This window comes from Stenotrophomonas sp. 1278, assembly GCF_029892765.1.
GTDB classification, from domain to species: Bacteria; Pseudomonadota; Gammaproteobacteria; order Xanthomonadales; family Xanthomonadaceae; genus Stenotrophomonas; species Stenotrophomonas indicatrix.
The window spans coordinates 225,812-237,847 of record NZ_JARXWD010000002.1 but is presented as its reverse complement, the minus strand read 5'-3'; the positions used below and the strand labels follow the sequence as shown (position 1 = coordinate 237,847).

Below are 12,036 nucleotides of genomic sequence, written 5' to 3'. Positions count from 1 at the left end.
GCAACTCCTGGATGTTCATCAGCGCGGATTCCCTTCCGCCGGTTGGAGCTTGGCTCATGGAAGCGACACCTCGGCGACACTGGACGGGTCGAAGTCCTCGAACCGCACCCTGCCCAGCTCCGCCACCGAGAAGTCCCGGATGTTGGTCGCTTCAGTCTCGATATCCACGACCTTGCGTCTCACCCCATCCACCCAGCAGGACTTGTCCGCCGATGCGTAGCGGAACCGGTACGTGCTGCTCCAGCGCTCACGGCTGCCGCCGTTGGTGATCACGCTGAAGGTGTCTTCCTCAACCATTGCATACGCAAAAGGGTCGCCAGCCAGGCCACCGCGGGTGGAACACGGCACCAGCTTGTCGTTGCGCGCGGCCAGCTGCCAGCGCCCGCGCCCGTCACCGCGCAGCAACAGCAGCACCCGGTTTGGTCCGTGCTGGCCGGGCACCAGCCCTTCCGGCGTCGGCTGGTCGATGACCAGCAGCTGGTACTCGATGCCATCGCCGTTGAGCTCGCCCCTGACGGCTTCCAGCAGGTTCGCACCGGACGGAACGAATGCCAGGGCATCGTCCATGTGTGCGCCAAACCTGTCGTCCATCCCCTCCCACTCCTTCAATGTCGTCTTGCCGATGCCCGCGTTGGTGGCGGGCACGGTGGCGTTGCCCGGCCGCGCCGGTCACCCTGCAGATGCGGATGATAGCTCCGGGAGCACCGTGGCAGCGATGGTGGCAAGCGTCACCCGTCGGACGGGCAGACAGGGTCCTCATGGACGGAAAAGCTCCTGCAATCGGTAGCGCCGAAGCGTCATTTTTCTGACGCGAGGAGAGCTTAGCGCGAGGATGTCTATTGCGTCGAAGAGCGCAAGCTTGAAATGGAGCCACCAGTCACAAAATCAGGGTCCACATCCACGAAGTAAGAGGGACGCGGGCGGTGCATTGGCCAATGCGTGAACGCAGCCGCAACTTTGCAGTCACCTGCAGCGCGCTGGCTGACCGCGGTGTCACGTGCATCACGCTCGTTCAACCCCATATGGATCGCGTACGCCTTGGGCGCACTGCCAGAGGCGATCGCGCTCCAAGACTGGCCCATGTTGGCGACCCTGTGTGCCATTGCGCTGGCATCCCCTGCCGCACGCCCTTTGTCAGAATTCATCAAACAATGGCTTGGTACAGTTCGAATAGAACACTTCACATTGTCCTGCGCGATCATTACGGCACATTACTTGCGCAGCGACCTGCGCCAACTCGGGGGTAGCACCTCCCCCAAGTCCCGCACGCCCGGCACCGGATCGCCCACTTGGAATGACCCAGGAAATACACTGATTGAAATAGCTCATGCTGACTGTGCAGTCTCGGGCACCTGCAGCTCCACATTTTGAAACTGCCTCGCGCTCCGCCTCATTCTTGGATCGCAACCCTGTTGAAACCCCAGCATCCTGAGTGCTCTTCGACTCCGCAATTGCGCCCCAGGTTTTGGTCCACTTACCGGTCGGAGTTGCGAGACGGATCTCCGAGGAGCCAGTGCTTCCAGCGCCACCTCCGGGAATCGGCGCACATCCCCGCGCACCTTGCCCGCCAATAGGGTAATACCCAGCTGGGCAGTTTCCTTCTGCCCACGCACGATCAACACCGCCCAACAGCAACAGACACGAGGCAAGCAGCACCCAATGTGCAATCAACTTCATAGCTGACGTACTTCCAACATCTCCGGCCAAGCAATTGAATCAGGCGATCCTGAATTGCCCCCCCCCTATGAGACCGGAAGAAGGATGCTCATCTTCATGGGCACCTTGCAAACCCATCATTTCGCAGAACGCATCCAGCATTCGATGGACAACGCATCCCCCGCAGGTCGCAACAGCGGCTGAACATGCCAATTCCCTCCTCAACAAGCTCGTTCGCCCCGGCGTTCGACGGCAGCGACATGATGCACGGGCCAGCGAGCTCATCGACTCGCCGTATCAATGAACCGGAACATCAGGGCGCGACATAAGCCTGCAACTTAGAATTCATCAAATATCGGCTTACTGCAATCCGAATAGATCTCTTCGCAATATCCCGGCTGATCATTTTTGCACATGGCTTGCGCGTTGAATTTGGCCCGTTCGGGCGTGGGACCAGCTCCAATCCCAGCACGGCCTGCGCCAGAACGCCCCCTTGGAATGACCCACGAGACACACTGATTTTGATACGTGAAGCTAACCGAACAATCAGCAGCACCAGCTGATCTGCATTTTGAAATTGCCTCACGAGAAGCCTCCTCCTTGGATCGCTTACCAACAGAGGTGCCCGCGTGCTGAGTTGTTTTCGATTCAGCAATCGCCCCCCATGTCTTGGTCCATCGCCCAGTAGGCCTATTCAACTGAACTTCTGGGGATGAGGATGCTGCGCCACTACTCGGAATAGGGGCACAACCCTGAACGCCCTGACCTCCAATCGGGTAGTACCCTGGCGGACAATTGCCTTCAGCGAACGCAACTTCGGTCAATGAGACGAGAAGAAAGAAGAAAAGAATCACCCATTGCTTTGCTCCATTCATAAAACTGTTCTCACTCCCTTCTCATTGGACCAGCTAGACGGTACCGGAATTGGCATTCCCCCTAAGACCAGAGGCTGACGGCACCGAATCGCCTCCGCCATGCAATCGTGGACTGACCACCTGTCCCACACCACCAGCATCAGCTTGCGTCACAGAAGGCGAACTCGGTTTATAGCTCTGCCTGCCCGTCGAACCCGGCGGCTGACCATTCGGGCCCGGTGATGCCGGTACTGCACTACCGCCTATCTGCGAATATGCCATGAAGGTACCCAGCGTACCCTGGAAGAACATCGCGGCCATTGGGAGCGCAGTCAAAATCAGCGTCGGGAGGATCAACCCCAAGCCGCCCTGCTGCAGCGCCATGCTGCTCATGCCTTCGGTCAGGTGGGTGCTCAACAGCGCGCCCAACGCGGACGCACCCCAGAACGAAGCAGCGACGCGGGCGACCATTTCCATCGCAATACCGGTCATTGCTGCCAGCACTGCCATCGAGAACATGGTACCGATTCCATAGAACAACCAGCGCTGGAACAACGATTTGGTCTGCTCGAACAGCAGGCACAGGATGAACAGCGGGCCAAAGCCGATGAACATGGCCATCGCAACCTGGTACAGCAGCAACATGGCACCGGCAGTGACTGCAGGACCGCCCGTGCCCAGGCCGATGAACCACATCGCACGCGTCTTCGCGCTGTCCAGGGTGACGTCGCCCGCCACATCCAGCACGCTTACCGATGTCAGCGCCAACTGCATGTAGCCCAGGTTGCGATCGATCAGCTCTTCGGCCGTGTCGTCCTTGCCGGTCACCACATAGGTGATCTCGTCCTGGACGTCCTGGGTCAGGAAGGACTGCAGATCCTTGCCGAACATCGCCATCGACGTGGCCACGGTGACGATGAGCGCCGCGCGCGCCATGTTCGTGGCCAGCGCTGCCATCGAATCGCGGCTGCGCCCGGTCACGATGCGGAAGCCCTGGATCAGCACCCAAGTCGAACAATGCGGGCTTTCAGGAGTTGGCAGATGGTGCGCTACGTCTGAGCCCTGATGAAGCATGTCTGACCTCATCGCTATGAATCTTCAGCATGGCCAGCTGGCTAATTGCTGCGACTGCCTTATTCGTAAATGGCTTCGCCGGCGCGAACATCCCACCACCCGAACGCGACGAATCCGGCGGCGGACCACTAGGCCCAGCGACGTTGGCACGGCACTAACAGCCATCTACGAATATGCGCGGCTACCCATGAGCCCTCCGGCGGGGCGTCCCAACCCTCGGGCGTGGAGTCACTCCTCCAATCGTACGGAATATCACCTAGCTGGCTAATGCCTGCGTGATATGTATCTAAAGCCAGGCGAGCAACATTCTTCTGAGAAAAAACACGGACGCAAAGTGCAGATCCAAATTAAAACAACAGAGCCAAACGGCAATCACAATTCATGCCAGAGAAAAATATTGCGAACCAATATCCACTTTCGATCCTACTGCCTCTATCCCACGTCATCTATCTGAAAGCGAGGCATCTTTGATTACCCACAAGCTGCGTTGATTCGTCGTTCTTTGGATCACCGAAGGCAGCCCTAGAACTTTTTGAAAACGGGCAAGGAACATTCGGAATAGACTACGGTGCACTTCCCCCCCCCCGTGTCCTTGCAATGCTCGATTGCGTTTCCGGCCACAGTCTCTGCATCAACCGCCGTATCCAGCGAGCCCTGCCCCTTCCCTGAAGATGGCACCGCAAATGCAACGCACTGGTTGTAGTACGTTACAGAAGACTTGCAGTCCTTTGCACCTTCCGCCGCGCACTTTTTGATGGCCACAGCTACTGCTCGCCGTTCGCTCGATTCATTGGAAGATGTGCCGACGAGACTTGAAGTAGGCGACTCGGCTACAGCCCCCCATCGCGTCAACCATTCGCCCAGTGGCTGAGGCGGCGCAGAAACTGCTGGGCCGGAAGCACCGCTACTCGTCCCGGGTATTGGCGCGCAGCCTTGAACGCCCTGCCCACCGATAGGATACGACCCTGGAGGGCACCCACCTTCTGCTAAGGCTGGCCCCATGCAAAGAATCAGCGCAATAAGTACTGTCGAGCTAACGACTCTATGCATGGCACCCTCCAACTTCCACGGAGCTAAAAACTCATTTCGCATCGTACACTCCAAATTCGGGGGGGGGGGGGGGGCTATGAGTTCCCTGCCCCAGCATTTCCACGTTGCCCAGTTTGAACCTGAGATTCTGATGCAGTTGCGAACCGAGGCGTTGTGTCTTGAACAGGAACCTGACTTGATGCTTTGGAATTGGTCGGAACAGAGGGCATAAAGAATCCTCCGCCCGAACCTGACGAACCCGGCGGCTGACCCTGCGGGCCAGGCGAAGCCGACCCAGCACTACCGCCTATCTGCGAATATGCCATGAAGGTACCCAGCGTACCCTGGAAGAACATCGCGGCCATTGGGGGCGCAGTCAGAATCAGCGTCGTGAGGATCAACCCCATGCCGCCCTGCTGCAGCGCCATGCTGCTCATGCCTTCGGTCAGGTTGGTGCTCAATAGCGCGCCCAACGCGGACGCACCCCAGAACGAAGCAGCGACGCGGGCGACCATTTCCATCGCAATACCGGTCATTGCTGCCAGCACGGCCATCGAGAACATGGTACCGATTCCATAGAACAACCAGCGCTGGAACAACGATTTGGTCTGCTCGAACAGCAGGCACAGGATGAACAGCGGGCCAAAGCCGATGAACATGGCCATCGCGACCTGGTACAGCAGCAACATGGCACCGGCAGTGACTGCAGGACCGCCCGTGCCCAGGCCGATGAACCACATCGCTCGCGTCTTCGCGCTGTCCAGGGTGACGTCGCCCGCCACATCCAGCACGCTTACCGATGTCAGCGCCAACTGCATGTAGCCCAGGTTGCGATCGATCAGCTCTTCGGCCGTGTCGTCCTTGCCGGTCACCACATAGGTGATCTCGTCCTGGACGTCCTGGGTCAGGAAGGACTGCAGATCCTTGCCGAACATCGCCATCGACGTGGCCACGGTGACGATGAGCGCCGCGCGCGCCATGTTCGTGGCCAGCGCTGCCATCGAATCGCGGCTGCGCCCGGTCACGATGCGGAAGCCCTGGATCAGCACCCACAGCGTCATCAGCACCAGGGCGATCGAGCCCACCCAGGTCATCATGCGACCGAGCACGCCTTCGCCGAAGTTGGCGATCTCCTCTCGCAGGTACTCCAGGATCAGCTTGAAGAACACGAAGTCGCCCACTGAGGCGAACAGCGTTCCGTGCAGCAGATCCCCGATCACCATGCCCTGCATCATTCCCTGACTCATCACATCACCCGCCCCGTATCGGGGCCCTGCTGGAGTGCTTTACGCACGTGGTTCACTTGGAGAGAGCTGCTTTCAGCGCGGCTGCCTTGATCACGGTGCCGAGCGGGTTGCTCTCGCCTTTCAGTGCGCGCTCGGTCAGGTTGCGCTGGCGCCCCTGGAGGGCGGCAATCTGCTGGTCGTACACCTTGATCTTGGTTTCCCATTCCTTGAACGCCTTATCCATCGCAAGCTGGCTGGCCGTATTGTTGGAAATATCCTCCTGCAAGGCACCCTCGTTGCGGAACGCGTTGCGGATGTTCCGAAGCTGCCCCAGCATCTGCTCCATGGCGGGCATCGACTTGGTCACCACGTCGACGGTTTCGTTGTACTTCTTGTTCTCAAGTACCTGGATATAGGCACAGATGGAGCGCTGCTGCGCACCGATGTCACCACCCGGGCTGACACCCAGCAACGACATCAGGCCTTCCTGGCTGACCATCGAACCGCCTCCGCATTTCTCGGCGACGTTCCAGTTCTCGGGAATCCGGGTAAGCACAGGCGTGGGCGGCATCAGGGGTGAAGCGATGATCTGGTACCAGTTCTGCAGCCTGGAGATCCAGTTGTCCACCGTCTTCATGTACTGCGCGGCGGTTTCCGACCAGCGCCCGGCCTCGGTGAGGTACTCGCCAGCGGACTTGTATTCCTGCAGGAAGTTCATGATCCAGTTCGCAGGGTCATAAACAGTCATCGCCTGCGCCTGATGGGTGCCGGTACTGAACGTTGTACCCAAGGTCAGCATGGCGGCAAAGATCGGCGCCAAGCGCCGGCGACGCGGCGCGCTCTGTCGGGTTTCATTTGCCATGGCATTTTCCTTGTGCAGATCGGTGATGGTCTTCATGCCGCCTCCTCGTCCTTATCGGCCCGCTTTCCCGAGCCCTTTCGATTCTTGTAGAAGGTGTCCAGCCACTGGTCCGGGGTCAGCTCGTCGACGGTGACCCGTGCACGCACTGCGGCGGTCTGCAGGACGCGATGCATGACCTCGATGTTATCGGTCGATGCGGAGATGACCGACAGGATGTCATCCATGCCCCGCAGGTTGAGCTGACACACGCTGGACGCATGGCCCTGTTTGACCAGGAAGCATCGCGAGCGCTCGTCCAGCGCAGTGACCACTTTGAATTCGGCCTCGGTCAGCTTCAGGCCGTCCATGTAGTCGCTCTTGCTGGCGTTCGGGTTGGGCAACAGGATCAGCGTCGCGGTCTGCTCGATCAGCGCTGCGGAGATGTCGCTCTTCAGCGCATCCTCCGGGCTCTGCGTCGCGAAGATGCCGAGGCCGTTCTGCTTACGGATGGTCTTCTGCTTGTTCTTGGCGAATTCCTTCAGCCCCCCCTCGCCATCCAGGATCTTCCAGAATTCGTCCATCACGTAGATCAGCGGGCGACCATCGATCAGCGATTCCAAGCGATGCAGCAGGTAGTTGATGACCGGCACTCGCACTTCTGGGTTGTCGATGATGTCGGTGTAGTCGAAACCGATGATGTTGGCCTTGCTCAGGTCCACGGTATCGACCGGGTTGTCGAACACCCAACCCAACGAATTTCCCGACGTCCAGCGGCGCATGCGCGCGTAAAGGCCGTCGTCGCCCATGTTGGGCAGGCTCTTCTGGAAATTGGTCATGCTGCGCAGGTGCATCGGCGTGTCGAGCATGCTTTCCACCGCCCGGTAGATGTCCTCTTCCTCGCGGGCGCTGTACTCGCGCTTGCCGGCCAGCACCTTGATCAGGTCGGCCAGGAACTGCACGTTGCTTTCGTTGTTTTCGCACTGGAAAGGATTGAAGCCTGTCGGCGCACCGTTCTCCAGGGCCAAGTAGTTGCCACCACAAGCGCGCACGAAGATCTCAGCACCGCGATCCTTGTCGAAGAAGAAAATGGTCGGCGACGGCTCGTACTTCTGTACCTGACTCAGCAGGAAGTTGATCAATGCCGTCTTACCGGTACCCGACTTACCAATCACCATGGTATTGGCAATCGCCTTCTCGCCCAGCGAATTCTCCGACGGGTGGGTCGCATGGAAGTTAAAGTAGTACGGCTGACCATTGGTGGTCTGCAGGGTGGTAACGCAATCGCCCCACGGGTTGTTGTGCTGTTTGCCGGTGGCGAAATTGTGCAGCGGCGACAGACCCAGGAAGTTCAGCGAGCTGACGTTGGCCAGGCGCGTACGGAAGCGCCAGTTGGCCGGAATCTGCGAGTAGAACGACGAGGTGACAGCCAGATCTTCCTTGGTCGACACGAAACCGGCGTTGGACAGTTCAGCGCGCGTCGTGGCGACGTTCTGAGACAGCTTCGCCTGACTGTCGCCGTACACGGCCATGATGAAATGATACTCACCCAACACGAAGTTGCCCGAAGACAGCTGATCCATCGCGTAGTCAAGCTCGGCGATCTGACTGACAGCTTTGTCACCCGAAGAAATCATCATGCCCTTGGTGCGATCCAGCACCTTCAGCGCGTCTTGTCGCCCCATCGGACTGAATGAATGAGTGATGACGTATTCGTAGTCCAGATACTTCAAACCATTGAGAATGCCGGGGTATGTACCCTCTGCATACTCCTTGATATTGAGGATGGCGCCAAAATGATTGACACCATTTGGAGTATTGATGACGAAGTCACCGGTTTTCGCCGAAAACATATGGCGACTGATCGGAAGATAGTCCTTCACCGGGGCGGACAGCACCGGCACCGGCTCGTCGACCCTGTTGATCAGGTAGCCGAACAGCTCCAGCGTCTCGGAGAACACGACACCATTCTTGGCTTCATACATGCCCAGGCGGTACGGCGCGTAATCGCGGATGACTGCTTCAACGTTGCCGGCCAGCTCAAGGAGCTTTTCCACCGCCTGATCCTGTTCCGCCTGCAGCTTCTCGATGCTGGCCGACTTTTCGACGAAGCGCTTACCGGCCACGACTGGACGATAGATCATCGTCAGGTAAAGCTCGTTCTGCATAATGCGCTGCGATGACAGCATGCCCATGTACTGATCGGACACGTCCTGGTTGAAGCGCTGGTTGTAACGACTGCTGCCCTTGAGCGTGCGTCGGCGACGGATGTCGTGCACCCAGAAGGCCACATTGACGAAATCTGGTGCACGCAGGGTCTGCAACAGGCGGTTGAAGGTATTGTGCCGGTGCTCCAGCTCCCACTCCTCGCGACCGACGAACGGCAGGCCTTCCAGGTACCACGTCAACAGATAGTCCCCGCCCGTGGTTTTGACCACGTTCGGTGCCACGTGTGACGAGAGAGGAACGAACTCGCTGATGGAGGTATCTGGAGAGAACATGCGACTGCTTCCAAAAAGTGCGCCAGGGAACTACAAAGTGGCAGGCGGGAGCGGGCACCCGCCTGCCGATGCCCGTCAATCCGTGCGGGCGGCTTTCTTCCGGTAGTGGTTCGGGCTGAACACCCACATTCCATCGTGGTCCTGCAGGTTGCGCGCCTTGAACTTGAAGAGTAGACGCAGGCCCAGCAGGCGGAAAATCAGCTCATCCCGCTTGGCCATCTGTCGCATGATGAAAATCGCGACTGGAATGGCAAGCAGGAACCAGAAATTGGTATAGACGCTCAACAGCAGCAACCCACCTGCCACCATGAAGAATGGCAGGTAGGGAACGCCCAGAAACATCGCAGGGCGAGTGCAGCCGCGGAACAAGACGTTCTTATGCACTGTAGTACTGCAGCACGTTGTTGATGACGGCAGCCGAGCTGCCCGAGCAATTGCCATCACTGCCCTCACCCAGCAGCATGCGGGCGATCTGGCCGGCAGCACCGATCAGCACGCCACCGATAAGGATCGGCGCGACATCGGCGATGCGCTTGTGGGCGAAGGCGATCTGGTAGCCAGCAAAGATAACGGCAATCGTCACCACAGCGATCGAGGCGATGTTCAGCAGGCCATTGATGTTATTGAAGAAGCCGCAGACCTTTTCGTCGGTGCCGCCGAAGTCGGTCGGGCCCGACGCAAACACCTGTGGTGCGAATACTGCGCCGACGAAGAGGGTGGCCATCAGCATGGACTTCAGCGTGCGCTGGGCCTGGACGAGGTCGAGATTGAAACGCTTCATGGATTGATTTCCTTGTTGATGGACTAACACAACTGAATCGACCAGCCGGGGGACTGGTCGCACCACGACTTCGTCAGAACACGAAGGCCGCATCCCCAGGGGGAATCTGTTGAGCCGGCATGGACTGCACCGGCGCGTTGTACATGTTGTCGGGGGACGCCGATTCGCCCTGCTGCCCCCAAGGCTGCAACATCACCGGGCTCTCGCCACCACCGGCAGCGACGCCAGGCAGCTGCTGCGGCATCATCGGTTGCCCGCGCTGCCTCGCAGCGCCCTGCGGCGCTTGTTGCGCATAGCTTCCATCTGGCTGCGACTGCGGCTGCATCATCCGATCCACAGAGCCCAGAACAACCCTCGACAACGCCTGATCGGCAAGATTCACGAGACTTCCACGCGCCATCGCGCCCGCAGAGGGATAGACGGTATACGCTCGCGCTGGATCGTTGGACGGAACATACGTCGGGCCATCGGCCTGAGCTACGATGCGGGCTTGAGCGGGGGAAGCGATCTGCGGATGGTGCTCCACCTTGACGGTTCGCCGCTCACCACGGTCAACCACGTCGATGGGTAGCGCGCCATTGCTTGCGACCTGCTGCCCACGGCGCATCGAATCAAAGACCTTCTGCACGTAGCCGTGGCGGAATCCCGTTTCAAAGTTGCCCGAGTAGTAGCAACTGAAGGACTTGCCCCAGTCCTTACCCGAGCGCTTGTAGCACTCTGCAAGAATGCGGGAGCCGGCCTGCAGGTTCGGACACTGCTGGAACGCCTTCTCATAGGAGTCCAGACCATACTTGCCAAGATTGTAGCGATTGACCTGGGCCAGTCCGACGGAGAAGTTGTAGCCCTTCTCCTCAAGCATGCGCACGGTGGCCAATGCCTCATCCAGCGCCTTGGGCTGGCGCACCAGTGCGCCGCCAACTACGCCAATGGCGTACGGGTTGCGCGAGGACTCAACATTGATGACGTGCTGCATCACGTCCATCGAGACGGCCATCTCCGGACACGCCATCATTTCCAATCCTGGCAACATTGCTCAAGCCTCCTGCCCCTGGGCACGCCCAGGATTGAAATCGATGCCGGTGATGTAGCGGGCACCAGCATGCGCCTTGATATGCACGACGATATCGATGGTCATCATCAACAGACGCTTGATGACGTTGAATTCCAGACCTGAGCCCTCGGTCGACGCTTTCACCATCAGCGCCAGCTGGTCCCACGTCTGCTCCGGGCTGCCGGCGTGGCAGCTGGTGATCGAACCGGGGTGACCCGAGGCGCAGTTGCGGATGAAGTAGAACGCTTCATCGCCGCGAAGCTCGGCCAGGATGATGCGCTCGGGCTTCATGCGCAGACAGGCTTCCATGCAGCTCTTGGCCGTGACGTTGCTGGCGCTCTGCCCGCCTTTCGAGTACAGCAGATGCACCACATTGGGCTGGGTCAGGAACAGCTCGCGCGCGTCCTCGATAGTGACCAGACGCTCGCTGTCCGGGATATGGTTTACCAAAGCTTTCATGAAGGTGGTCTTGCCGCTGCCGGTAGCGCCAGACACCACAATATTCTTGCGGTACATGACCGCTCGCCGGAAGAACTCCGCGTACTCGCGGGAGTGGCGCAGTTCCAGCAGTTCGCGATCCTGCTCGCTGATGCTGCCATCCTGTTCGAGAATCTGGTTGAAGAAACCATCCTCGTGGTACTGCGTAAGCGATTTGGTGTGCTTGGAAGGCAGGCGAATCGTGATTGACACCTTGCCGGCATCACATGCCGGTGGAATCACGAACTGCGCACGCTGGCCGGTCGGAAAGGTCAGCGAGACCACCGGATCGGCATCGGTGATGCGCTGGCCCGTGTTGCTCTCGTTGACCACAGCGGTGCAGAACTGCCGCGCCCGCTCGAATGTCAGACTCGGCACGTCCATGCGTTGCCACCCTGCCCGCGTCTCCAAGTACAGCTCACCCGGACGGTTGATGCAGATTTCCGTTACATCGGGCGAGTTCATGTACTCGGCGATGCCCAGCACTTCGTACTGATAGCGCAGGAAATCGCTGGAGACGAGGGCGAGGGGTGACACTTCGGCGTCCAT

General features: G+C 59.2%; 11 protein-coding genes. All 11 read right to left on the bottom strand.

Annotated elements, in window-relative coordinates; translation table 11 throughout:
- Window positions 1-54: 54 nt before the first annotated feature.
- The 11 genes from M2299_RS03270 to virB11 all read right to left on the bottom strand — a co-directional run bounded on the left by M2299_RS03270 (window position 55) and on the right by virB11 (window position 12,036).
- Window positions 55-591 carry a hypothetical protein gene (locus tag M2299_RS03270; protein WP_223495479.1) on the bottom strand — a complete coding sequence of 179 codons (537 nt, stop codon included), beginning with the start codon at window positions 589-591 and terminating at the stop codon, window positions 55-57.
- Window positions 592-1,134: 543 nt separating this feature from the next.
- Window positions 1,135-1,677 carry a DUF4189 domain-containing protein gene (locus M2299_RS03265; protein ID WP_280883863.1) on the bottom strand — a complete coding sequence of 181 codons (543 nt, stop codon included), beginning with the start codon at window positions 1,675-1,677 and terminating at the stop codon, window positions 1,135-1,137.
- Window positions 1,678-1,994: 317 nt separating this feature from the next.
- Entirely contained in the window at window positions 1,995-2,531 is a 537-nt protein-coding gene (locus M2299_RS03260) for a DUF4189 domain-containing protein (protein ID WP_280883862.1), read from the bottom strand.
- A gap of 33 nt (window positions 2,532-2,564) precedes the next feature.
- A complete protein-coding gene (locus M2299_RS03255) occupies window positions 2,565-3,584 on the bottom strand; it encodes a type IV secretion system protein (protein ID WP_280883861.1) in 1,020 nt (339 codons plus the stop codon).
- A gap of 1,124 nt (window positions 3,585-4,708) precedes the next feature.
- Complete coding sequence (locus tag M2299_RS03250; protein WP_218789510.1) at window positions 4,709-5,848, bottom strand: type IV secretion system protein; 1,140 nt, start codon at window positions 5,846-5,848, stop codon at window positions 4,709-4,711.
- 64 nt (window positions 5,849-5,912) lie between these two features.
- A complete protein-coding gene (locus tag M2299_RS03245) occupies window positions 5,913-6,737 on the bottom strand; it encodes a hypothetical protein (protein WP_025878712.1) in 825 nt (274 codons plus the stop codon).
- Entirely contained in the window at window positions 6,734-9,178 is a 2,445-nt protein-coding gene (locus M2299_RS03240) for a VirB4 family type IV secretion/conjugal transfer ATPase (protein WP_100436499.1), read from the bottom strand. Before M2299_RS03240 ends, M2299_RS03245 begins: the two co-directional genes overlap by 4 nt.
- Window positions 9,179-9,253: 75 nt before the next feature.
- Window positions 9,254-9,562, bottom strand: coding sequence for a VirB3 family type IV secretion system protein (locus tag M2299_RS03235; RefSeq protein ID WP_025878714.1), 309 nt, complete (start codon window positions 9,560-9,562; stop codon window positions 9,254-9,256).
- The gene (locus tag M2299_RS03230; RefSeq protein WP_140227287.1) at window positions 9,555-9,959 is read right to left on the bottom strand and encodes a TrbC/VirB2 family protein; all 405 of its coding nucleotides are present in this window, start codon (window positions 9,957-9,959) and stop codon (window positions 9,555-9,557) included. Before M2299_RS03230 ends, M2299_RS03235 begins: the two co-directional genes overlap by 8 nt.
- 73 nt (window positions 9,960-10,032) lie before the next feature.
- Window positions 10,033-10,989, bottom strand: coding sequence for a lytic transglycosylase domain-containing protein (locus M2299_RS03225; protein WP_280883860.1), 957 nt, complete (start codon window positions 10,987-10,989; stop codon window positions 10,033-10,035).
- A gap of 3 nt (window positions 10,990-10,992) precedes the next feature.
- A complete protein-coding gene (gene virB11, locus M2299_RS03220; protein WP_100436501.1) occupies window positions 10,993-12,036 on the bottom strand; it encodes a P-type DNA transfer ATPase VirB11 in 1,044 nt (347 codons plus the stop codon).